This is a genomic window from Paraburkholderia lebeckiae (assembly GCF_014201005.1).
GTDB lineage: Bacteria > Pseudomonadota > Gammaproteobacteria > Burkholderiales > Burkholderiaceae > Paraburkholderia > Paraburkholderia tuberum.
In genome coordinates this window covers 1-21,907 of record NZ_JACHDK010000039.1, presented here as the reverse complement: position 1 = coordinate 21,907, position 21,907 = coordinate 1, and the positions used below count along the sequence as shown (strand labels likewise).

General features: G+C 60.9%; 21 protein-coding genes and 2 pseudogenes. 4 read left to right on the top strand and 19 right to left on the bottom strand.

Annotated elements, in window-relative coordinates; all coding sequences use genetic code 11:
- Positions 1-152: 152 nt before the first annotated feature.
- Positions 153-1,076 (bottom strand): LysR family transcriptional regulator, encoded by a 924-nt coding sequence (locus HDG39_RS33180; protein WP_184012337.1) that lies wholly within the window; start codon positions 1,074-1,076, stop codon positions 153-155.
- 115 nt (positions 1,077-1,191) lie between these two features.
- On the opposite strand from HDG39_RS33180, the gene HDG39_RS33175 reads away from it, so the two are divergent.
- Entirely contained in the window at positions 1,192-2,070 is an 879-nt protein-coding gene (locus HDG39_RS33175) for an NmrA/HSCARG family protein (RefSeq protein ID WP_184012349.1), read from the top strand.
- Between the two features lie 209 nt (positions 2,071-2,279).
- Here the strand turns inward: HDG39_RS33175 and HDG39_RS33170 are convergent, their stop codons facing one another.
- Positions 2,280-3,083, bottom strand: a complete 804-nt coding sequence (locus HDG39_RS33170) for a hypothetical protein (protein WP_184012335.1) — start codon at positions 3,081-3,083, stop codon at positions 2,280-2,282.
- A gap of 147 nt (positions 3,084-3,230) precedes the next feature.
- Positions 3,231-4,244 carry a LysR family transcriptional regulator gene (locus HDG39_RS33165; protein WP_184012333.1) on the bottom strand — a complete coding sequence of 338 codons (1,014 nt, stop codon included), beginning with the start codon at positions 4,242-4,244 and terminating at the stop codon, positions 3,231-3,233.
- Between the two features lie 108 nt (positions 4,245-4,352).
- Between HDG39_RS33165 and HDG39_RS33160 the strand changes: the two genes are divergently transcribed.
- From HDG39_RS33160 to HDG39_RS33150, 3 genes are all read left to right on the top strand, one after another.
- Positions 4,353-5,087 carry an SDR family NAD(P)-dependent oxidoreductase gene (locus HDG39_RS33160; protein ID WP_184012331.1) on the top strand — a complete coding sequence of 245 codons (735 nt, stop codon included), beginning with the start codon at positions 4,353-4,355 and terminating at the stop codon, positions 5,085-5,087.
- A 70-nt stretch (positions 5,088-5,157) separates the two neighbouring features.
- On the top strand, positions 5,158-5,760 hold the full coding sequence (locus tag HDG39_RS33155; RefSeq protein WP_184012329.1) for an NADPH-dependent F420 reductase: 603 nt from the start codon (positions 5,158-5,160) through the stop codon (positions 5,758-5,760).
- A 43-nt stretch (positions 5,761-5,803) separates the two neighbouring features.
- Positions 5,804-6,220 carry a nuclear transport factor 2 family protein gene (locus HDG39_RS33150; protein WP_184012327.1) on the top strand — a complete coding sequence of 139 codons (417 nt, stop codon included), beginning with the start codon at positions 5,804-5,806 and terminating at the stop codon, positions 6,218-6,220.
- A gap of 596 nt (positions 6,221-6,816) precedes the next feature.
- Here HDG39_RS33150 and HDG39_RS33145 read toward each other — a convergent pair.
- The 16 genes and pseudogenes from HDG39_RS33145 to HDG39_RS33070 all read right to left on the bottom strand — a co-directional run.
- Complete coding sequence (locus tag HDG39_RS33145; protein ID WP_184012325.1) at positions 6,817-7,284, bottom strand: MarR family winged helix-turn-helix transcriptional regulator; 468 nt, start codon at positions 7,282-7,284, stop codon at positions 6,817-6,819.
- 16 nt (positions 7,285-7,300) lie between these two features.
- Positions 7,301-8,284, bottom strand: a complete 984-nt coding sequence (locus tag HDG39_RS33140; protein ID WP_184012323.1) for a type II secretion system F family protein — start codon at positions 8,282-8,284, stop codon at positions 7,301-7,303.
- Positions 8,285-8,326: 42 nt separating this feature from the next.
- Positions 8,327-9,304: a type II secretion system F family protein gene (locus tag HDG39_RS33135; RefSeq protein WP_184012321.1), complete on the bottom strand. Its 978-nt coding sequence runs from the start codon at positions 9,302-9,304 to the stop codon at positions 8,327-8,329.
- 75 nt (positions 9,305-9,379) lie between these two features.
- Positions 9,380-10,747, bottom strand: coding sequence for a TadA family conjugal transfer-associated ATPase (locus HDG39_RS33130; RefSeq protein WP_184012319.1), 1,368 nt, complete (start codon positions 10,745-10,747; stop codon positions 9,380-9,382).
- Between the two features lie 17 nt (positions 10,748-10,764).
- The gene (locus HDG39_RS33125) at positions 10,765-11,943 is read right to left on the bottom strand and encodes a CpaE/TadZ family protein (protein ID WP_184012316.1); all 1,179 of its coding nucleotides are present in this window, start codon (positions 11,941-11,943) and stop codon (positions 10,765-10,767) included.
- 27 nt (positions 11,944-11,970) lie between these two features.
- On the bottom strand, positions 11,971-12,435 hold the full coding sequence (locus HDG39_RS33120; RefSeq protein WP_184012314.1) for a TadE/TadG family type IV pilus assembly protein: 465 nt from the start codon (positions 12,433-12,435) through the stop codon (positions 11,971-11,973).
- Positions 12,432-12,920, bottom strand: a complete 489-nt coding sequence (locus tag HDG39_RS33115) for a TadE/TadG family type IV pilus assembly protein (RefSeq protein WP_184012312.1) — start codon at positions 12,918-12,920, stop codon at positions 12,432-12,434. The genes HDG39_RS33120 and HDG39_RS33115 overlap by 4 nt, the downstream gene beginning before the upstream one ends.
- A 10-nt stretch (positions 12,921-12,930) precedes the next feature.
- A complete protein-coding gene (locus tag HDG39_RS33110; RefSeq protein WP_184012347.1) occupies positions 12,931-14,217 on the bottom strand; it encodes a pilus assembly protein TadG-related protein in 1,287 nt (428 codons plus the stop codon).
- A gap of 24 nt (positions 14,218-14,241) precedes the next feature.
- Positions 14,242-14,544, bottom strand: a complete 303-nt coding sequence (locus HDG39_RS33105) for a hypothetical protein (protein WP_184012310.1) — start codon at positions 14,542-14,544, stop codon at positions 14,242-14,244.
- 22 nt (positions 14,545-14,566) lie between these two features.
- Positions 14,567-16,519, bottom strand: coding sequence for a type II and III secretion system protein family protein (locus HDG39_RS33100; RefSeq protein WP_184012308.1), 1,953 nt, complete (start codon positions 16,517-16,519; stop codon positions 14,567-14,569).
- 99 nt (positions 16,520-16,618) lie between these two features.
- Entirely contained in the window at positions 16,619-17,467 is an 849-nt protein-coding gene (cpaB, locus tag HDG39_RS33095; RefSeq protein ID WP_184012306.1) for a Flp pilus assembly protein CpaB, read from the bottom strand.
- Between the two features lie 63 nt (positions 17,468-17,530).
- A complete protein-coding gene (locus tag HDG39_RS33090; protein ID WP_184012304.1) occupies positions 17,531-18,961 on the bottom strand; it encodes a DUF8689 domain-containing protein in 1,431 nt (476 codons plus the stop codon).
- Between the two features lie 120 nt (positions 18,962-19,081).
- Complete coding sequence (locus tag HDG39_RS33085) at positions 19,082-19,630, bottom strand: A24 family peptidase (protein ID WP_184012303.1); 549 nt, start codon at positions 19,628-19,630, stop codon at positions 19,082-19,084.
- Positions 19,631-19,731: 101 nt separating this feature from the next.
- Positions 19,732-19,917 carry a Flp family type IVb pilin gene (locus HDG39_RS33080; RefSeq protein WP_184012301.1) on the bottom strand — a complete coding sequence of 62 codons (186 nt, stop codon included), beginning with the start codon at positions 19,915-19,917 and terminating at the stop codon, positions 19,732-19,734.
- Positions 19,918-20,972: 1,055 nt separating this feature from the next.
- A pseudogene (locus tag HDG39_RS35490) lies at positions 20,973-21,253 on the bottom strand (GntR family transcriptional regulator); the annotation flags it as partial.
- A gap of 560 nt (positions 21,254-21,813) precedes the next feature.
- A pseudogene (locus HDG39_RS33070) lies at positions 21,814-21,907 on the bottom strand (IS5/IS1182 family transposase); the annotation flags it as partial.

Sequence of the window (21,907 nt, the reverse complement as noted above, 5' to 3'; positions counted from 1 at the left end):
AAAAATTCGTTCGCCGTTCTGACGCCTTCAAACTGACTCGTCGACAACGGTGGCGGCGAACCCATTGATCAGCGTTTCCTTAGAGACACTCAATGTCGCCGAAAGCTGCCGCTCGACGGCTCGACCACGTCGCCGCGCTACCACAGAGAAAGCTAGCGGCGCGGAGAATCATTGGAGCTGCTAGCGCCACCCCATTTGCGCTCCCGACCCGGCAACTCCTGCAGCATAGTCATGAACGCTCGCACCTTCGCGCTCAGAAGCCGGCGCGAATTGTAAAGGGCCCAGATTTCCACGGGCGAGCCCGCCTTTCCCCAACAGGCGAGTCTTCCTGTCGACACATCATGCTCAACCAGCAATCTGGGCAAGAGCGCCGCGCCTACGCCCTCGAGCACCGCGTCACGCACCATCAGCAACGATGACAGCCGCAACACGGGCATCGGCCTGATCGCTATCGCACCACCGTCTTCCGTTCGCATGTGCCATAACGCGCCTGATGGTGCCGCGGCCGACATAACGGCCGGCACCTCCAACCCGGTTGCATCGGGTGCAGGTCTCGAAGGTATCGACATGCCCGGCGCCGCGACCACGAGGCGCTCGTCACCGAGGATGCGCCGTCCCACGAGCTGCTCGCCATGCGCCGGGTCGATACGGATAACGAGGTCGTAGCCGTCCTCCACCGGATCCACGATGCGGTCTTCTGCAATGACCTCAAGTTCGACCTGCGGATAGGCGAGCGCAAAGCGCGCAGCGATCCGACACAGCACGACATGCGCGAAAACGACAGGCGCGCTGATGCGCAGCCGCCCGCGCGCCACCGGGGCGCGTGAGGCGAGCGCTTCACCCGCCTCCTGAATCTCAGCCATGAGCCCCCGCGTGCGTTCATGGAGTGCAACGCCCTCTTCTGTCAGACGCAGCCTGCGTGAGCCTCGCTCGATCAGCCTGACACCGAGGCTTTCCTCGAGCTCGGCCACGCGCCGCGAGAGGGTGGCCTTGGGGCGGTCGAGCGCCCGGCTGGCGGGCCCAAAGCCACCGTGCAGTGCAACTGCATTGAAATCGCCGAGCGACGTCAAATCCATGATCGTTCCGTTTACGAGACGAAGTGTATGAATTCTGGCACTTTCGGCTATTGAACGAAACGATTATTGTTTGTCTCACGGGCTGACCCAGCCCATCCACTTCAAGGAGATACCCATGGCAGTCCTCGTTACAGGCAGCACGGGCGTGATCGGTAAGCAGGTTATCGAGCATCTGGGCGGCAGCGGTGTCGAGGTACGCGCGCTGACCCGCACACCGGAGAAAGCGCGATTTTCTGATGGCGTCACCGCAGTGAAGGGCGACCTGTCCGACGTCGACGCGGTGCGGCAGGCGATGATCGGCGTCAGCACGTTGTTCCTGCTTGCGCCCAACGTCGCGGACGAGCTGACTCAGGCGGTGCAGACCCTGAGCGTCGCACGGGAAGCGGGTGTGAAAGGCGTGGTTTATCTGTCGGTGTTCAAGGGCGCCGAATACGTCGACGTGCCGCACTTCACCGGCAAACATACGGTCGAGCGCATGATCGAACACCTCGACCTGCCGGTGACAGTGCTGCGCCCCGCGTATTTCATCCAGAACGACGTCCGGCAGAAAGACCCGCTGCTTTCGCACGGCGTCTACGGCATGCCAATTGGCGCGAAAGGCATTTCCATGGTCGACGTCCGTGATATCGGCGAGGCTGCCGCGCGCGAACTGCTGCGCCGCGAGCGTGGCTCAAACCCGCTGCCGCGCGAGACGTACGAACTCGTCGGTCCTGACGTGATCAATGCGCAGAGCGTGGTTTCGATCTGGGCCGAGGCGCTGGGACGTCCCGTCCGCTATGGTGGCGACGATCTCGACGTCCTTGAGCAGCGCCTCAAGTCGGTTGTTCCTGCCTGGCTCGCATACGACATGCGGCTCATGATGGGCCGGTATCAGCAGGACGGCGCGGTCGCGTCCAGCGCAGACGTCGAGCGTCTGGCGACGCTGCTGGGACGACAACCGAGATCCTATCGGGACTTTGCTGTCGCCATGGCTGCGGCGTGGGCTCAGGACTGAACTGCCAGGATACGCGATCGCGACTTTCAGAGGCTGGCACGCGCGACGGGGGGCTTGACGGGACCGCCCCCTGCTCGCGGGTGTATTCCGCTGCTTATGAAGGCCGCGCGGATATCGACCCAGCGTGACACTCGTGGGTTCAGGGAGCGGACGTCCGTAAATCGTCTCCAGAAGCACGAACGATTCAACGCGTTTCCCGCCGACTTCAGTCAGGGCCTCGCATCCTCTGGCTTGGGGCTCCTGGCATCAGCAAAGCGGCTTTGTACCGCGACGAGTTGGTCATCAGTGGTCGCCACCAGCCACAACCGTGCGTGCTCCGCGATTTGGCGGTTGTGGTCCTTCAACGGGCCCATTGCCGCGGCGGACTTCCAGACCACAGGGCCAATTCGGCTGCTCCTGCCCGACGGCGCACCCACCAGCAGGCAGTATGGCCCAAGAGGAAGCGAGACAAACGGAAGGGCCGGACTGGCGCGCACGCGCCAGTCGATGAACGGCGCCTCGCTGATGAGCAGGGGCGTGGGCAAGCCGTAAAGCACACTGAAATCGTACAGCGCCAATTGCTCGCGCATGCCCGCGTAGATACGTCGGATATCGTCGACAACCGCAGCGCGGATTTCATCCTCGAACATGGGTTCTTGCGCATAGCGTGCGGCGGCCTGCTGTGCGCTCAACTGATATGCGCTGAATAGGCCGAGTTCCATGCAGTCCTGCACTGCGCGCTGGACCTCCACGATAGTGCCGGCCTCCTCGGGCCTGCCTAACTGCGCTGCCCTCAAAAACCGGGCGAGCCCCGCCTCCTGGATCGCAGGACCTTCCCTAGGCGCATCGTCGTCAGCATCCTTGTCGAGCGGCACGTAAATGTATTCTTCGGCCGCGAAACGCGACTTCTTGCCTTCGTCAAACTTGATTTCGCCATCGGTGCAGTCCAGATATCGGGTACCGATTCGGCCATGTTCCCAAACCCAATTCTTCAGGAGCGGACGTAGCGGATGCAGTCTGTCTTGATTAGCCATCGAAGCCTCCAGGTGCCCCAGTATAGATCCACATGACCGCTTGCTACGTTTGGGGAGGGACATGGCATCAAACCTAACCAGTTCTCCACACCGACGAGCGTTACGCGCGACGTTGAGGACCGTGAGCCCGCAAAGCAGATTGCTTATCTACTTTGAGGACACCCGTCGAGGAGCGGCAGCCCGTACCGACTGTTGCTCACGCGTGACGGGCCTTCGGGCTGTTTCGCCTTTGCGTGAGACGGAGCGCTGTCTGGCATCCTTGGGCAAGCGCTGCGGATTGCCAAGGATCTCGACCAGCCGTGCCTCGCATTCGGAAAACGAGTACCCGCGCCGCTGCGAGACCATGAAGGTGAGGGGGCGCATGTGCCATGCGCGCCGTTGGAGTTCGACAAGTGTTCCATTGGCAAGGTCCTCCGCAACCAGATGATGCGGCATGTGCCCCCAGCACAAGCTTCCCCTGAGCAGATCGTGCTTCGCGCCGAGATCATTCACCAGCCACTGGCGTTCACTAGCGACGCCCTGTTGCGTCTTTTCCGCATCAGGCTGATTGTCGGTTACGACGAGCTGGATGTGCCGGCCGAATTCCTCTCGCGGGATCGGCCCCGCGATTGCGGCCAGCGGATGCGATGGCGCACACACGGTCACCATTTGCGCGTCACATAGATGCTGTCTTTCAATGGTACCTGGACTCAGTTCCGGCACGTCCGTGATCGTCACCGCCAATGCGCACGTGCCCTCGAGAACCAAACGCTCGCCGCCCTGCATGGTTGTCATGCGCAGATTGATTGCAACCGTTGGAAAGTCCGCCTGCAGGGTGCGCAGGCATTCGATCAGGTGCGTACGCGGAAAATAGGTGTCGACGGCAATGGATACCTGCGGGACCCCGGCCTCAGAAATCGCAACCGCGCGCATCTTCATTTCCTCGGTGCGTGAGATTACCCCACGAGCATCGGGCAGGAGGCTGCGGCCCGCGGCTGTAAGCGTCGCTTTGCGAGTGTTGCGCTCAAACAGCATCACATCAAAGGCACTCTCGAGCGCGTTGATCGCGTGACTGATCGCCGACTGTGCACGCCTCAGCTCCCGTGCGGCTCCGGAAAAGCTCCCGTAATCACAAACGGCGACGAAGGCCCGAAGTTGATTGATGGTGACGTTGTCGAGCACAGTTATATCCAAATAGTAGATGGTACTTATACATATTCAGTCAATTGTCTTCATGAATCAAGAGCGCCAGAATTATGTTTTCGCTCTCGTCTCAAAGGATTGCATGACATGAACAGACTGAATGGAAAGACCGCCGTGATCACCGGTGGCGCTACCGGCATCGGCCTCGCCGCAGCAAAGCGCTTCATCGAGGAAGGCGCCTTCGTTTTCATCTTCGGCCGCCGGCAGGAAGCGCTCGACGCCGCCTTGGCCAGCCTCGGGCCCAATGCCCGCGCGGTAAAGGGCTCAGTCTCCGAGCTTGCCGAGCTCAACCGACTCTACGCGGCGGTGAAGTCCGAGCGCGGAACTCTCGACATTGTCTTTGCCAATGCCGGGGCGGGAAGCCCGCTTCCGCTCGGCAAGATCACCGCCGAGCACATTGACGAAACTTTCGACACCAACGTGAAGGGTACGATTTTCACGGTCCAGGAGGCGCTGCCGCTGATGGGCCAGGGCGGTTCAATCATCCTGACTGGGTCGAGCGCCGGCACCACCGGCGCCCCGGGATTCACCGCCTACAGCGCGAGCAAGGCGGCCGTGCGCAACCTCGCGCGGACTTGGGCGGCGGACCTCAAGGGCACTGGCATCCGCGTCAACGTGCTGTCGCCCGGGGCGACGGCGACCGAACTCGCGAAGGCGGCGCTGGGCGAGGAAGGCCAGAAGGCGTACGGCGCGATGACCCCGCTCCAGCGCATGGCTGATCCCGCAGAGATTGGAGCGGTGGCCGCCTTCCTGGCCTCGCAGGACAGCAGCTTCATGACCGCCAGCGAAGTCGCCGTCGACGGCGGCCTTGCGCAACTCTGACGTGCAACCCCACGGCGCCCCGCACGATTTTTCGGAGCGCCCCGGGGTTCAACAAACAGAAGGAAAATCTATGAGCTACGCAATCATCGGCTTCGGCAAGATCGGTCACGCGCTTGCCAAGGCGTTTGCCCGCAAAGGCATTGAAGTGTCCGTTGCAACCACGCGCGACCCGATAAGCTTTGCGTCCGACGCGGCCGCGATCGGACCCACGATCATTCCCAAAAAACTGGCGGAAGCGGTCAAGGCGGACATCATTTTTTTGGCTGTCCGTTTCGAGGCGCACCCGGATGTCGCCAAGGCGCTCCACACCTGGCACGGGAAGACCATCGTCGATGTGACCAATGCCTACGGCGTACCCCCTGACGAACTGGGAGGTCAGCCTTCTTCCAGGTTCATCGCGCAGGCCTTCAATGGTGGACGACTGGTCAAAGGCTTCAACCATTTGATCGCTGCGACGCTTGACCAGGATCCCGCCGTGCATGGTGGCAAGAGAGTCGTGTTCCTGGCGAGCGACGATGAAGACGCTGCGACGGAGATTGGTGTGCTCGCGGAAAATCTCGGCTTCGCGCCGATCAAACTTGGCGGGCTCTCGGAAGGTGGAATGCTTGTGCAGGCGCGCGGAAATAGCTGGGGTCAACTGATCTTTAAGGACCTTGTCAAGTTCGACGGATGACCACAACGCACGCGATCGGATCCGAAGGAAATGGAGAATTCCCATGAGTACCGAGACGAACGTTCAGACTGTGAAGGATTTCTTCGCCGCCGTCGGCCGCGGCGACAGGGACAATCTGCGGGCGCTGGTCGCCGAAGACATAGAGTGGATCATCCCTGGCGAGGGCTGGCCGTTGGCCGGGACCCATATCGGGCACGCGGGATTGGAGGATTTGCTTCAGAAAGCTTCCAAAGAAATGGAGATTACGTCCCCAGAGCCTCCCGAATTCCTGGCGCAGGGAGACCGGGTCATGGTCGTAGGTTTCGCAAAGGGCAAGGTCAAGGCGACGAACAGCACCTTCGAGGATCATTTCGTTTTCGCGATCACCCTACGGAATGGCAGACTGACGAACATCCGGGAGTATGTCGACACGCAAGCGCTGGCGCGAGCCTCGGAGATGGACGCGAGCCCCAGGCCCTGACCCGTCAAGACCTAACGACGGCCCAGTTCCCTTGCTGACTGGACAGGGCTGCCGTCTCCCGCGCTACGTTCCCCTGCTCGCTCTGCTGAGCCGAAGCCGGGACGGTCACGAGGATGCCGGCGGTGGCCAGCGACATCGCGAGAGGGAGAAAGAAACGAAGTGGACGCGCATGGACATTTTTTCGCTCCCCTTAACAGCTGCAAGGAGATTCGCGTGCGTCTGGCGGCGGTAACGATATTATTTCGCCCTAAGGCTAAGCTGAACAAGCCACTAAATCGGCGACGTGTCAGCGACATAAAGGTTGCCTTGGTACGCCGCATCGAATGCGTGCCATACGCTGTCGGATCAAGCCCCGCGGCCTCCGCCCATCGACGTATCATCCGCGCGTATTGCCGGGTTGAAAGATGCGGGGACGCGCCAGGATCGGCAAGCCAGTGGAGAATCGCCACATAGCTGAAAATACCCAGCATCACAGCCGCGCATGCCCGTGCTGTCAGTTCGAACAGCACATCCACGGCCCTTGGTGAAGCCGGGGGCAAGCCCAACACGCCATCCGGCGATGAAACGTCGCGACACGACCACCAATCGGCGCGGTGTCACGCTAACCGGTTGGTTGAGTCCGCCATATGGTTGTCAATTATTCTTAGCATCGCAGATAAATAATTTTTTACGCTTTCCAGTTCTTCACTACCGAGTGTGTCATCAAACTCTGCCAGACTACGGTTGACCGCCTCGAAACAGGCATTAACTGTTGCACGACTGCCTGGAATGAAACGCAGCAGGATGCGCCGCCCATCGGTCGGATCGGGCTCACGGGCTATTAGCCCTGCTCTTTCGAGGTTCTTCAGGGATGTCGTGATACTACCAGGCGATAACCCCATCAGCTTCGACAGCCGGCCTGGCGTGACGGGTTGCACCTCGTCGAAATAGGCGACTTCGAGGCATTCCATGTCCGTAACGCTCAGTCCCAGACGCTCAGCCACGAACTGGTTGAAAGCCGCCAGCTTGACGCCCAGCATGAATCGCAGCTTGACGATCTCCGCGGATCCTTCCGCATGTGTCATGATTTCTCTCCAACCATCACTGCAATGGCACCGCGCCACCTGCCTGGCCAGCCATCGTCGGCAGCAGCACGCGAAGGATCTGAATAAAAGCCGGACCCAGCAATATCAGCATCAGCGTCGGAAATATGCAGAATATCAGCGGAAACAGCAATTTGACCGCGATCTTCCCAGCCGCCTCTTCCGCCTTCAGCCGTCGCTTGAGCCGCAGGTTGTCCGAGTGCACGCGCAACGAATCGCCCATGCTGGTGCCGAAGCGCTCGGCCTGAATCAGCATGGAGACCAGCACGTCAATTTCCTCGACGCCCGTGCGCTTTGCCAGGTTCTTGAGCGCCGTTTCCTTGCTCGAGCCCGCTCTCAGTTCGAGCAACAGAAGCTGGAGTTCAGCGCTCAGCGTCCGGCTCTTGATGTCCATTTCATCGGCCACTTTCATCAACGCCGCGTCCAGCCCGAGGCCCGCTTCCACGCAGACCGTGAGCAGATCCAGCGCGTCGGGAAAGTCCTCGAAGATGGTTTGCTGGCGCTGGTGCACCCGGCGCGCGAGCGCCATATTGGGCAGGTAGTAGCCGATTCCCGCAAGCACGAGCAGCAACAGTAGAAGCAGATGGTTTTTTTCGTTCGAGAGGTACGGGCCGACCACTACAAGGCAGACAAGCGGCAGCCCCATCACGAGGACTGTCTTGGCAGCGAAGTAGAACCCGGGAGCGGTCGCGTCGCGCCAGCCGGCGTGCATGAATTTCCTGCGCAGTGCCGAATTCTCCCAACCTTCTTTGGGGATCGAAAGTTTCGCAATCGGCTTCGAAGCTTCCGCAATCTTCCTTACCCATAGAGCCTCCTCGCCGTCCGCTGCTTCGGGCGAATTCTGCTCGTTTCCGGTGAGCTTGCTGAGGCGGCGGTGGATCGAGTTTGGCGTTAGCAGTGCCATCACGCCGAATGAGAAAAGGGCGACGATTGCGAATACGGCGGCCAGCAATAGGAGTTGTTCTGTTTTCATGGCGGGCATGGGATCGACCCATCCTCAAAGAATGGAAATGGCACACTTTCCTTAAACATGGATACGGATGACTTTGCGCATCCAGATCAAGCCGAACACCATCATGACGAGCGCCACGCCAACCAGCTTGATGCCGGCCGGGTCGGTCCACAGAATCCGAAGGAAGCCCGGATTAATAATCGAGATTACGAACGCCACCACAAACGGCAAGGCACCCAGAACCCACGCCGACAGTCGCCCTTCGGCCGACAGCACCCTGACCTTGCCGAGCAGCGCCAGCCGTGCCCGGATGATCTGGCTGATGTTGCCGAGTATTTCAGCCAGGTTGCCACCGCTCTCACGCTGGATCAGCACTGCGATCACGAAATAGCGCAGGTCGCTGATCGGTATGCGGTTGGCAAGGCCGCCCAGTGCGTCATTGAGCGATACGCCAAAATTGATCTGGCCGAACGTCGTGCGAAACTCGCCGCCGATCGGCTCGGGCATTTCATCGCCCACCATGCCGAGCGCCGCCGAGAACGAGTGTCCGGCCCGGAGCGACCGGCCGATCATGTCGGCAGCCTCCGGCAGCTGTTGCTCGATCTGCTTCATCCGCTTCGCCTTCGCGCGGTTGACCCTGAATGGCGCGATCATGCCGGCGATCAGGATTGCGGCAAGAAGCGGCAGCAGCGGCACGTAGATCGCGCTGCCTGCGATCCAGACCACGAGTGGCGGCAACACGGTGTAGGTAAGGAGCCTCCCCATCGACCAGTCCAGCCCGGACTGAACCAGCCAGCGGTCCACCGTCTGGATGCGCGGCACCCACAGCAGCAGCCTGGTCAACAGTGGCGATGTGCTCAGTTCGCGCTGCTTAAGAATCGACACCGCCTTGTCATTGCCGTGCCCGCCGGCGGACATCATCCGGATGCGGTTTTCCAGACGCTTCGCCTCGCTGCTGTGCCCGCTCTGCCACCAAAGATAGCCCGCTTCGATCAACAGGATGATCGTGAAGAAAACCAGAATGACGAATCCATAGAATAGATAGTTCATTTCCAGATACCTCGCAGGCGCATAGCCGTGGCCGCCGCCCGTTGTTGTTTCCCCGCTGCGGTCGTCATGCGGGGCTCATACCGGGTAATGCCTCGACGGGTCGTACAGCGTATCGGGCACGGCCACGCCAAAAGCCTGGAGTCGGTCGGAAAATTTCGGCCGCACGCCCGTCGCGCAGAAATGCCCGCACACCTTCCCGCTCTCGTCGACCCCCGCGCGCTTGAACGTGAAGATCTCCTGCAGGTTGATGATGTCACCCTCCATCCCGGTAATTTCCTGGATGCTGGTGATCTTCCGGCGCCCATCCGTCAGACGGGCTGCCTGGACAATGACACCGATCGCGGAGCTGATCTGATGGCGTGCGGACTTCGGCGGCAGATTCAGCCCGGCCATGCCGATCATGTTTTCGAGCCGGGTCAGCGCGTCACGCGGCGTATTAGCGTGCACCGTGGCTAGCGATCCTTCGTGCCCGGTGTTCATTGCCTGCAGCATGTCCAGTGCCTCCGCGCCGCGCACTTCGCCGAGGATGATCCGGTCAGGCCGCATCCGCAGTGCATTGCGCACCAGCGAGCGCTGGGTGATCTCGCCTTTGCCTTCGATGTTGGGCGGACGCGTTTCGAGCCGCAGCACGTGCAGCTGACGCAATTGGAGTTCGGCCGCGTCTTCGATCGTGACAATCCGTTCATCGGACGGAATAAACCCCGACAGCACGTTGAGCAGCGTCGTCTTGCCGCTGCCCGTACCGCCTGAAATCAGCACGTTCACCTTCGCAGCGGACAGCGCTTCGAGCACCTGCATCATCGGCGGCGTGACGCTTTGATACTCGATCAGGTCTTTCACGCTCAGCGGATTGACCGCGAACCGGCGAATGGAAAGCAGCGGCCCATCGATTGCCGATGGCGGAATGATTGCGTTCATGCGCGAGCCGTCCGGCAGACGTGCATCGACCATCGGGTTCGACTCATCGATTCGGCGACCCACGCGCGAGACGATCTTTTCGATGATCTTCATCAGATGCGCATCGTCGTAGAACGTCACGTCGGTCATCTCCAGCTTGCCGCGCCGTTCGACATAAACATGCTTGTACGTGTTGACGAGAATGTCGGAGACGGTCGGATCCGCCAGCAGCGCTTCGAGCGGGCCGAAGCCGAGCATCTCGTCACGCACGTCGCGCACGAGCTGCCGCCGCTCGACCTCGTTGATTGGCACGTTGTCTTCTTCGACGATGCGCTCAACCAGTTGCGCGAGTTCATGCTGGATCTGTTCGGTCGAAAGGCGCTGAAGCTTTTCGAGTTCGACGCGATCGATGATGGCCTGATGGACGTTCTTCTTGAGTTCCTGATACGCGCGCGTGGCCATTTGGTTGCGGTTGAGGCTCTCATCCTGGGCGGACGCACCACCCTGATCGGAGAATTGTTCGCGCAACGTCAACACGTTTTCCATTTTTTCTCTCCTTTATCTCACGCCCGGCCCAGTACCGGCCTGCCGAAGAACTTCTGCAAGATGCCGCCCCGTTCGGTCTCGGACTGTGGCGACAGGGAGCGCGCCAGTTCACAGAGGCCTTTAGCCACACCGCTCGATCTGGCGAGCCGCAGAATCGGCACGCCCTGATTGATCGACGCAGACACCGAAGCGCCGTCTTCCGGAATCACGCTGGCCACCCGCAGGCCCAATGCCTTTTCCAGTTCCGGCAACCCCACTGGTCCTTTCTTTTCATAGCGGTTGACCAGCACGCGCACCTTGTCGCTGCGGTAGCCGAGCGAGCGGAAGATATCGAGCAGACGCCGGCCGCCGCGCAGATACGGCAGACTCAGTTGCAGCACGGGGAAAATACAGTCGCTCTGGTCGAGCGCCGCGATGGACACATTGCTGATGCTGTGACCGATATCGAAGATGACGAGATCGTACCGATGCCTCACCAGATTCAGGATGCGCTGCAAATGCTCGGGCTTGATTTCTTTCGCCTTGGCTGGATCGAGCGCGCCGGCCAGCACATCGAAACCGTCGCTGACATGGGTCAGGCACGCATCGAGAAACGCGGGATCGAGCCGCTCGATCTGTGCGCTGACATCAGCGAGGGTGGCAGGTGGCGTGATTTCGGACACCAGGAATGCCGCTTCGCCGAATTGATGGTCGAGATCGATCAGCAGCGCGCGCTTACCCGCTGTCGACGCCGCAAACGCCAGATTTGCCGCAAGGAACGACGTGCCGCTTCCGCCCTTGCAGGAAATGAATGAAATTACCGTGCCTTCGCGTCGCGTGCCGTTCGACTTCATGGCGATGCGTTCGACGGCATGCCGCAAATCCTGAGGATCGGCCGGCCACGGCTGGACGTCCCGCACCCCCGCGCGCATGGCGCGAATGAGCAGGTCCGCGGACGGCGACGGCGTCAGCAACATGCAGGTCAGATCGGCATGCTTCGTCGCAATAGCCGACAGCGCGTCGAAGTCCTGTTGTGTCAGTTGCGAGCCGTCGGATATCAGCAGGTCGACGCCATCAAGCGCTTCCTTGTTCGTGCAGAGATCAGGCAATCCTGCTGTCGACGTCTTGACGCGATGGTGGGAATCGCCCGCCTCGACAATCCGCGCAATCACGCCGGCATGCGCTGGATCGGGTGAAATTATGAGAATGTCGATCATTTCATGCTTCCTGTCACGGACGATGGCTTAACTACAGGTGGGATTGGTTCCGCCCACGCTGCTCAGGCTTTCTCTTGGCAACCTCGTCGAGAATGGCGGCATGGTCAGGTTGAATGGCACGAAGGGCACTACCGTATTGACCGTGACATTGGTGATGGCAACCGTGACCGAAGTGCATGACGTGGCGTCGCAGCCCGCTGGCGCGTACGTCACGGTCACGTTGGAAGGCTGAAGAATCGGCAATAGCTTCCGCATATCCTTGATCACCGGATTGCTTGCCGACTGGCTGCTGTTGATGTCGCACACCACGGCCACCCGTGCGCCCATCCGCGTGGCCTCCGCTGCCGTGTTCCAGTAAAAGAGCACACGTCCCATCTCCATCACGCCGATCAGCAGCGTAAAGAACACCGTCGCGACCAAAGCGAATTCGAGGGCGGCCACGCCTTTTTGACGGCGGGCACCGGGCAGCCGAAAGATCGCGGTTCTGTTCATAGCACTTGCCTCATGACGCAGCTGATATCCCCGAATGTCAGTTTGCCCAGGTTGAAGAACCCGGTGATCTGCGTGTACGGGTATCCTGTGACCTTGACCTGCACGAGATTGATGGTCTCGGCGGCAGGGTTGGTTGGGACGTTCTTGAACGCTCCTGTGCAGCCAGCGGTGTTGACCTGGTCGCACACCACGACCATTTTCGTCGTCAGGCCGCCGACAAGAGGCGAACCTGAACAGTCTGTCGTGCCATAGACAGCAAGACACTGGGCTTGCGCAAGCGGATAGTCGGCGGTGTCGGTCGGGTCATACGCAGACAGCAGACGCGTCGCATCCCGCACTGACTTGACAACCGTGTTGTACTGGTAGAACGCGTGCCCGAACTCGGCGATGCCAAGCAGCAGCGTGATCAGCGGAACTGCCACGAGCGCGAACTCGACAGCCACGGCGCCTCGCATGCGGTGACGGGATCGGCGGTGATAGTGCATGACGACTCTCCTATTGCACGAGCACGGGGACCATCGGCCCGATGCCAGCGCTCGTGCTTCCCGGTATGCCTTGAGTTGCGCAGGGCGTAGCCGGATCGCTCGCGTCACCGCGGTACTCTATGTAGATCGTGCCGTTGAGATAACCGTTGATGTTTTTCTCCATCGGATGAAGCATCAGCACGCAGGCCCATGAGTCGATCGCCGCTTTCTGGCTGCCGCCTTGCAACGCAGAACAGTCGACCACAGGGACGACTGCGAGCCGCCGGTCAGCACCATTGGCGTAATAACTCGATGATTGAGGCCCGTTCTTGGCACCCTGGACATCCAGGTGTGTCGTGGTTTTTCCCTGGTACGGGGCGTGGGTCGTCCGCTCGTTGTCACGGAAATTCGGAAAGACATTCGCCCCCGGTATCAGGGTTCCGTCAGGCGCCTTTGTGGGGACGTAGGAGTAGCCAGTGAAATCGGGCACAGCCGCGGAAGGATCCGGCGGGGAATTGTACGGATTCTGGTAAATCCCGAAACGGGTATTCCAAGCGCCGTCCATGCTCTGGATGTTGCCCGTCGCTCCGACTTTAGAACCAATCGTCGGCAATGTGCATTGTCCGGAACTCGTCAGGAGATTCTTGATGTCGGAAACTGTCATCAGGCTGCCGTCCGGATTGTAGTACTTGACCCACATGAAATTGCCGGTCAGCTGCTGGTCGGTGTCCGAGCCGATCTTGCTGGGCAGCCATTGCCCGACTGTATAGGGGCTGCCGGCTGGCGGCTTGCAAACGGACGCCGGCAGCGCACACGTCGTCTGCGCCTGCGTGGTCGACGCCACGGCAGTCGCGGCAACGGCCGACGTGCCGAGCGTGGCGTTGACCACCTGCATGAACCAGTTGGCAATACCCGTGCGGCTCACCGTACAGCGCACGTAACCGATGCTCGGTACATCGGCCGGCATGAACTTGCCCTTCGTCTGATAGGTTCCGGCGAACTGTTTGCTGAACGTGACATTGATGTTGGACACGTTTTCACTCTGCAGCAACACGCGGTTGCTCGCCCCCACGGTCATCCCTGCCGCCTCGGGTGCATCCAGTGACGCGGCTTTCGTCAGGTCGCGCGCCGCTGCCAGAGCGCACGCGTCCGCAGCATTGGACAGCTCGCTTTTCGCGACGTACAGCTTGCCCAGATCGAGCGCAAGACCGGCGAAGGCGACCAGCACTGCAAGCGTCAGTGCAACGATGATCGCCACGACGCCGCGCTCGCGCCGATGCGCAGCACCGTATACACCCGAATGATTGACACGACGCATGACGATCTCCCGCATATGTGGTTCTTACTGGCCACTGTTCCCGTTGCCTATGCCGATCACAAATGCATTCGGCGTCGATACAGGTTCCTTGAAGGATTTGTCATAGGTGGCCATCGCCGAGGCAGCGGACTTGCCATCCATGCCCTCTGGGGAGCGCTCGCGTTCTCCCGCATGCGGATCGATGATCTGCGCCTGGGTGACCGCTTTCAGCGCTTCGCCCATATGTGCATCCCAGATCGGCGTGCTGGACATGCATCCACCCAGCGCAGCACAGACCGACACCACGATGGCTGCACGGCGCGCGAAGACAATATGTTCGAGTTTCATGAGATTCCCCCTTGGGATGACTTCAGTGGTCCAGCGCGTGGCCTGAAGCATCAGTGTTCGCGACGTCCTGTTGTGCCTCGTGTGCAGCGATTTGACGGGCGGCACTCTCGATGCGGGCGATCTGTGGTGCCCGCTCGTCCGTCATCGGGTTCTGCGCTGAAGGTTGAGCCGATGGCCGCGCCTTCTCCGGCGGCGCTGCGGCGCCAGACGTGGCAGGCTGCGCGGGCGCACTCGACGTGGCCTGTGTGTCGTGCGGTGGCAGTGCATTCGCTGCGGGTGCAGCGGGCGCCTGAGGTGCGGGTGCGGGCACAGGTGTCGGCGTTGGCGCGTTACCCGGCTCGGTACCCACCGGTGCCACGGAAGTCCTGCCATGGCGGCCTTCCATGTTGCCCGTCGCATAGACGTCGGCGACGTTCGGTTGCGAGAAGCTGTCCGTCGGCAGCGGATAGTTCGTCGTCTGCATCGGCTTCACGAGGTGCGGCGTGATGACGAACACGAGTTCCGTCAGGTCCTGCTGGAACGAGGTGCTACGAAGCAACGCGCCGAGAACGGGCACTTCGCCCAGACCGGGAACGGCTTTCAGCGCGCCCGTCACGTTGCTGCTCAACAGTCCGCCGATCGCAAACGACTCGCCATCGTGCATCTGGACAACCGTCGACGCGCGACGCGTGTTGATGAGCGGCAGGATGGAAACACCGTTCACGTTGGTGGACGAGACCGTCACACCCGTGGGCGACAGTTCGGACACTTCCGGCGCGACCTTCAGGCTGATGCGCCCTCCCGACAGCACGGTCGGCGTGAACTTGAGCCCCACGCCGAACTCTTCCTCCTGCAGCGTGATGCTCGACACGCCGTTGCCGCTGCTCTGGGGAATGGGAATGAAGATCTTGCCGCCCGAGAGGAAAGTGGCCTCCTGCCCGCTGATTGTCACGAGGTTCGGTTCCGCGAGAATTTTGACCAGATTGTCAGTCTTCTGCGCATCGACTGCGAGATTGAACGGACGGTTGTTGGCCTTGCTGATAGCGAGCGCGCTGCTCACGCCGGCGAGCAGGTTGCTCACCAGCGCACCCGTCCACGATCCGAAGCCGCCCTGGATGTTGACGGCTGCACCGAGCTGATTGATCAGCGTCTTTGAGACCTCTGCCACCTTGACCTCGAGCATCACCTGCTGTGGCGAGTCGACGGACATCATGTTGATCACTGAAGCCGGCTTGCTGGTGCTCGAGCTCTGCTGACTTATGCTCGGCATCCCGTTGCCCGAATTCGACGAGGCCGCTTGCTGTTGCTGCGTGGGTTGCGAGTCTGCGAAGGCCTGCGCGATCTGCATCGCCTGTTGCGCAGCGGGCGCACTCGACACTTGACCGCCCAGCACCAGGTTGCCGGCTGCCGTCGACACGCGGATGCCCCGCTCATCGGGCAACAGCTGTCCGAGTGCCTGCTGCAATCCATTGGCGTCGATATTGACGATGACGTTGATCATCTGGCAGGCGCCGCTCCGGCCCTGCACGATCATGTTGGTCGTGCCGACTGCCATGCCGACAACATAGAGCGTACGGGGAGACACCAGCGTGGCCTGTACGATTGCTGGATTGCCGAGCGTGCGGTTACGCGTAGGCTCGATGAGGGGCACCAGGATTGATTTGCCGACGGGCACGGTGACGGTCGATTCGTCACGGATCTCGCCCGTGCAGCTTGGGCCGCGCAGAGGCAAAGGTCCGCTCATCCCGGCACCTGCAGCACCCGCAGCGCCAGCTGGCATTGTCCCCATCGCGATCATCATGGGCTTCGCATTGCGACCCGCTGGCAGGGGCGGGGTCGCACCGCGCTTCGCCAGCGCCGGATATTCGATCGCCTCCTGCGCCTCGGCGCTCTGCGTGCCGACCAGCCCAAAGCAAAGAATCGCGGCGAGCGCTTTGCTGCCCAGTGAGCAGCGGTGCTTCTTGCTGCCCCGCGAGAACCCCGGTTTCGTTTTCATTTGGTCATGCCCCCGTTACTCGATATCTACAGTCGAGACTTGCATTCCTGCATTTTTGTTACCGGCCGCGGCGCCCGGTCAGACCCCGCTGCAACCGGTCTAGAAACATTCGACACTGCCCAGCACGCCCGACAGCACGCCTACGCAGTCACGCGGCGCAGCCGGACGTGCCACGTAATGTGCGCCCACGTGACGTACAGGTGCCGCTGCGGGTGCAGAGGCCGGCGCCGGAGCGGGAGTGCCGAGCAAGCTGAACTTGGTTGCGCCTTCCGTCGGCAGCGTCGCGGTGTCGACCTGGTTACGCAGCACCAGCGACAGCGTGCCGACGCTGCGCGCCAGATCGAGCTTCTCTGCCTGTTCCGGTGTGACTTCGAGCGTCACGGCGTTGACGACCTTTGGCCTGGTCTCGTCGCGTCCCACTTCCTGGGCGACGGCCAGCACCAGAATTTTTTCGAGCACGATCTTGGAAATGCTTTCGTCCTTGCTCGATCCCTTGTCGCTACCCTTGTCCTGCTGCGTGCTGACGATGATGTCGACGTAGTTGCCGGGCAGTGCAAATCCGGCTACGCCGATCACGTCGTTCACGCGCACGGTAATGGCACGACGACCGTCCGCGATCACAGCCGAAAGACCGCCCGTCGTGCCGACGGGCGTCAGCTTGCCGTCAAGAATCGGCTCGCCGCGCAACACGCTGTTTTTCATGACGCGCCCGTCGAGCTTCTGGGCTTCGGTGAACGCCCCGGGCGGCACACTGCCAGACGGCCAGTCGACCATCTTGATGAATTCGGGGTTCAGCCGCTGTCCGAGGTTGATATCGACGGCGGCGACCGCGACCTTCGCAGTCATGCCCGACGATCGGTCCATCAGCCAGCGCGATGCCATTGCCACCGCACCGAGCCCTGCGATCGCAGCGATCAGCAACATCACCAACGCACGTATGTTCTTCATGACAACTCTCCCTGATGCCTGCCCTGTGTTCCGACTAGAATTTCCGGCCGTTTAACCGGCCACCTAACAGGCCGCTGATTTTTTTTTTGCGGTCCACTCCGCGCCGACGCCCTGTGGCGGTGGCGGATTCTCGTGCTCACCCGTCACCGCGAAGTAGCTGTTCCATGCCCTTAGCAAGCTCGGCCCATCCGCCACGGCGGCTTGCTCCTGATAACGCGCGTTGGCAAGCACGATGCGTAGCAGATCGCCCGGATAACACGCGAGCAATGGCCTGCCAGACGTCATGTGCAGGTGATGGACGAGGTAGTCGAAAGCGTCGTCGTCCGATGCCAGCGCCAGTTCCCGGCAGCGCTGCTCGTACACGACGCGATACTCGGCGACATCCAGCGGGCCCACGTAGAGCTTGCAGCCGAGCCTGCGAAAGAAGGCTTCGTCGCCCAGATCCGCCGGGGCGATGTTGCTCGAGAACGCGACCCAGACATCAAACGGCAGCGAGAAGCGCAAACCGGTATGCAACGTGAGCATGTCGAGTCCGCGGTCGAACGGCACGATCCAGCGGTTGAGCAGTTCGGCCGGTTCGACGCGCTGTCGGCCCAGGTCGTCGACTACATACAGGCCGCCGTTCGCTTTCACATGCGGCGGCGCCTGGTAAAAGCCGCTCGCAGCGTCGTAGCGCAGCTCGAGCATCTCGAGCGTGAGCTCGCCGCCGGACAGCACCGTGGGCCGGCGGCAAATCTGCCAGCGGGCGTCGGCGGGCGCATTTAACAGGCCATCGGGCGACCCGGCATCGTGCGGCTCGTGAACAAGCTGATCGAAGATCTGGATGATCTCGTTCTCGACGACGATCGCATACGGCACAGCGAGGAGGCCGGGCAACAGCCGTCCCAATCGTTCGGCTAGCGAAGTTTTTCCGCTGCCGGGCGGGCCGAAGAAGATGACCGGTTTGCCGCTGTTGACTGCGCCGCCAATGTCGTCGAGCAGCGAGGTCCGGACCGTCAGCCCTGCGAAGGCCGCGCGCACCTGCGCGTACGTCACGTGCATTTGCCGCACGGATTGCCGTTTCAGCGCCGCTTCATAGGCGGCGAGCGACACGGGCGCCGGGCCGACGTAACGGCAGCGGTTCATGAATTCGGACGCACGTTGGCGGCCGCCTTCCGTCAGTTGCAGTTCGACATCGAGGTCGCTGGCGCCGCGCCGGACGATTTCGAGAATCCGTTCCCGCACGCCAAACGACACGACGCTGTCGAGCACGCTGGCGCCGAGCTTAAGCCGCTGCATCAGTTGCGAGAGCGACACCTTGCCCGTCACGAAGGCGGACTTGGCGACGAGTTCGAGAAGGAAGGTCTGGTCGAGGCCCGTTTCAGCGATGGTCCGCGGCGCGCGCGCCAGTAGGATCGTTCCGGCCAGGTCGGCGTCCGAGCTTGCGCGGCTTGCGTCATGGAGACGCGTCACGTCGGCCGACGCTTGCGGCGCCGCTGGTTGTTCGTCTTTCACGTTGTACCCCCGAATTGGTCCCGCGCATTACGCGAAATCTTCTCTATCTGTGCCTGTTCGGCTGTCTTTTCTTTCTCTTGCCCCTCGACGTGGGCTCTCTTTCTGAATCCGGCTTGCGCATTAACCGATGCTCTGCCCCGAGTGCAGGACCATGATGCCAAGTGTGCCCAAGGCAATAGCCACGCCATACGGCAGCGACCCGACAGAAGGCAATGCGGCGTCCTTTCCTGTTTCAGACAGCCTGCCGCTCAGCGCTCTCCCCGAGAGCAGGATGGCCAGCATGTTGGTGCCGGTCGACTTCAACTCGCGCTTGAAGATCACCACCGCCAGCGCCCAGACGCCGCCGACGACGCAGGTCACCAGCACGATCTCCAGCGCCGGCTCCGGTCCGACGAACGCGCCCACGGCCGCCATCAGTTTCACGTCGCCCGCACCCATGCCGCGCAACAGGTAGAGCGGAAAGAACAGGCCGCCTCCGGTGAGCAGGCCCAGTACCCAGCGGTGGCTGCCCTCGCCTGCGCCATGCAGGCCCCACTGCACCGCGAATGCCAGCGCAAGGCCCACGAGCACCAGCACATTCGGAATGCGCCGCTCATGCAAATCCAAACCTGCAGCCGTTGCCACCAAACCCAGCAGACACGCGCCGACTGGAAATTCGAAAGCGTTCATGGCGTTCCCCCGTTTCGATTTCGGCGTTGGTTAAGAAAGAGCAGCCCTGAATCAGGCAGGGACTGCTCTTTGAACTACTGCTGCGACTAATCGCGCGGAGTTTACGGATTGGCCGCGAGCAACTTTCCGCTGATGTAGTTGAACGTAGCGCTAAGTTGAGTTCCCAGAGCCGTGGCAGCCACAATGATGCCGCACGCAACCAGTGAAGCCAGCAGACCATACTCAATCGCGGTCACACCATCTTCTTCACGCGCAAAGGCACGGATCAGGTCGAGAGTTTTTTGCATTTGATGCTCCTTGAAAAAGAAGTTGTTTTACTCAGGTACGCTAAACATGCCCGCTGCGGGACCGGGCATTGGTGAAGGCTGCCAACTGCACAGCCGGTTTTGGCCTGGCTGACCGGTTCGGTGCTGGAGCACATCGCCTCGACAATGCGCTCCAGCCCGTCCTCTCCCCAATGCCACTTTCTTCGGGAACTGCGGTGCCGGTCCAGACTGGCACAGCAGTTCCTTGAACTTCGCCACCATCGGCAAACAAAACCGGAAGTGCCGAAGTTTTCCTGCGCCGCAGAAGCAAACTCCCCCGTCAGCTGTTCTGTGGCACCTGAAATCGAGACGCTGTTACTGCCGGAACCATGCGCGTCGTCGGTGTGCGGGACATATAGCTAGAACGGTGCCATCTATGCTGAAAGGCTTACTGGGATTGGTTCATTTGGCCAAATGAAAGACCTCTTGATGAATGTATGACAGCGAATGTTTCACAAATGAGAATTGGCAAAGTCCGGGCGTTCGTGGGTCGCGCAGACATTAATGTGGGGAGGCGAACAGAAAAAGTCTGAGGAAAGCTTCAGGCGGAATTGGGCGCGATGGCGCATCTCACGGTAATTCAAGGCTCCGCAAGGCATCACCCAACTATCGGGAGCATAGTTTCATCACAACAAAATCCGCGTACGGGAAAGACCATGAGGTTGCCCGCACGTCACAATTTGTTACAGACAAGAAACACGAAATTACGGGTGAACATTCGCCAGAAATCGGCGTCCGTTATAAGTACCGGCAAAAAATGCTCATGGGTCCATGGAGCATGCCGATCTGGTTGTGTTTAGACTGATGAATACCCTGATTTTTTGGACCAACCGGGCCGCTCGGCCGTTCTCCGTCACATTTTGTTACAAGGCTGATACACGAGCGGTAATCATTGCTCGTTGGAGTCGTCGAGCCGGAACAGGCCGGGGCAGTTTTAGTGAAACTTTTAAACGGTACGCCGATTGGTACGCCGATTCGCGCACGACGTTCGGGACATGCTGCGCAGTTTCTTGAGCGATTGCGTTTGTCCCGTAGCGGAACGTCTCGATCAGCTTGCGCATTTCGTATAGATCTGCGAAGCGCTTGAAGTCGATCGGCACGACTTCCCAGCCGCCGCGCACATAGCCGCGCATCAAACCGTCGCTTTGAAGACGCTGCAGCGCCTCGCGCGCCGGTGTGCGCGAAACGCCGAAGCGGTCGGCGATACTGCCTTCGGTCATGCGATCGCCGGCAGCAGGCGCAGGTCGAAGATATCAACGCGCACGCTGAAGTAAACAGGGTCAGCGCGCGATGAAGGAGAGCGGGTTGTGTCTTTCACGCACGGGCGTGGAATGAACGGATCTTTTCGGCAGTGACTATCGGTCAGCGTCAAAACATCCGTCAAGACGAATTTCATAGCGCGCCAGGTGGAGTCGATCAACGTGATCGAGACGCGCAAGCCGATCCGGCTGTCTTTTCCGGTCGGACTACGCCGGCCGCTCTACTGCTCGTCAATCGGCAAGCTGCTTCCTGCGCACCAGCCGCCCCCGCGGTCGACGACTACCGGGCGAAGACGCGCCTCGTCGCATACACGCCGGAGACCGTCATGGATCCGGGCCTGTTGGGGGATCAACAACGTTCATGATTATCCTCTGCCCTGTCCTTTGCAGTGCGTAATAAGCGCGGACCTTGTTCAACCTCCTACCTCAACGCCTCGTTGCGGCAGAGCCCGCAGCCATCATCCCACACCGCAATATCGCCAAAGGCAGAAAGAAGATATCAAAATCGTAATCAGGCTGTCAGTCCGGGAGCAACGTCAATTGACGACAATGGGCTCATCGGTGCATTGCGTCGGGCATGCCCTGATGGGATCCGATCAACGGGCCGATTGGCAAATTCCTAGGCCGTGTTCACATTTAAAAGCGGCCCAAACGAGCAGGCAAGGGACGCGAACACGAGATAGCTGTCAGCGAGCTTGTCATACCGGGTGGAG

Bases quoted from the DNA above. Each gene is read 5' to 3' on its own strand.
- HDG39_RS33085 (WP_184012303.1), bottom strand. From the start codon at position 19,630: ATGAACGCTTTCGAATTTCCAGTCGGCGCGTGTCTGCTGGGTTTGGTG.
- HDG39_RS33170 (WP_184012335.1), bottom strand. From the start codon at position 3,083: ATGGCTAATCAAGACAGACTGCATCCGCTACGTCCGCTCCTGAAGAAT.
- HDG39_RS33145 (WP_184012325.1), bottom strand. From the start codon at position 7,284: ATGACACATGCGGAAGGATCCGCGGAGATCGTCAAGCTGCGATTCATG.
- HDG39_RS33135 (WP_184012321.1), bottom strand. From the start codon at position 9,304: ATGAACTATCTATTCTATGGATTCGTCATTCTGGTTTTCTTCACGATC.
- HDG39_RS33150 (WP_184012327.1), top strand. From the start codon at position 5,804: ATGAGTACCGAGACGAACGTTCAGACTGTGAAGGATTTCTTCGCCGCC.
- HDG39_RS33130 (WP_184012319.1), bottom strand. From the start codon at position 10,747: ATGGAAAACGTGTTGACGTTGCGCGAACAATTCTCCGATCAGGGTGGT.
- HDG39_RS33120 (WP_184012314.1), bottom strand. From the start codon at position 12,435: ATGAACAGAACCGCGATCTTTCGGCTGCCCGGTGCCCGCCGTCAAAAA.
- HDG39_RS33125 (WP_184012316.1), bottom strand. From the start codon at position 11,943: ATGATCGACATTCTCATAATTTCACCCGATCCAGCGCATGCCGGCGTG.
- HDG39_RS33100 (WP_184012308.1), bottom strand. From the start codon at position 16,519: ATGAAAACGAAACCGGGGTTCTCGCGGGGCAGCAAGAAGCACCGCTGC.
- HDG39_RS33140 (WP_184012323.1), bottom strand. From the start codon at position 8,284: ATGCCCGCCATGAAAACAGAACAACTCCTATTGCTGGCCGCCGTATTC.
- HDG39_RS33115 (WP_184012312.1), bottom strand. From the start codon at position 12,920: ATGCACTATCACCGCCGATCCCGTCACCGCATGCGAGGCGCCGTGGCT.
- HDG39_RS33175 (WP_184012349.1), top strand. From the start codon at position 1,192: ATGGCAGTCCTCGTTACAGGCAGCACGGGCGTGATCGGTAAGCAGGTT.
- HDG39_RS33180 (WP_184012337.1), bottom strand. From the start codon at position 1,076: ATGGATTTGACGTCGCTCGGCGATTTCAATGCAGTTGCACTGCACGGT.
- cpaB (WP_184012306.1), bottom strand. From the start codon at position 17,467: ATGAAGAACATACGTGCGTTGGTGATGTTGCTGATCGCTGCGATCGCA.
- HDG39_RS33155 (WP_184012329.1), top strand. From the start codon at position 5,158: ATGAGCTACGCAATCATCGGCTTCGGCAAGATCGGTCACGCGCTTGCC.
- HDG39_RS33105 (WP_184012310.1), bottom strand. From the start codon at position 14,544: ATGAAACTCGAACATATTGTCTTCGCGCGCCGTGCAGCCATCGTGGTG.
- HDG39_RS33160 (WP_184012331.1), top strand. From the start codon at position 4,353: ATGAACAGACTGAATGGAAAGACCGCCGTGATCACCGGTGGCGCTACC.
- HDG39_RS33110 (WP_184012347.1), bottom strand. From the start codon at position 14,217: ATGCGTCGTGTCAATCATTCGGGTGTATACGGTGCTGCGCATCGGCGC.
- HDG39_RS33080 (WP_184012301.1), bottom strand. From the start codon at position 19,917: ATGCAAAAAACTCTCGACCTGATCCGTGCCTTTGCGCGTGAAGAAGAT.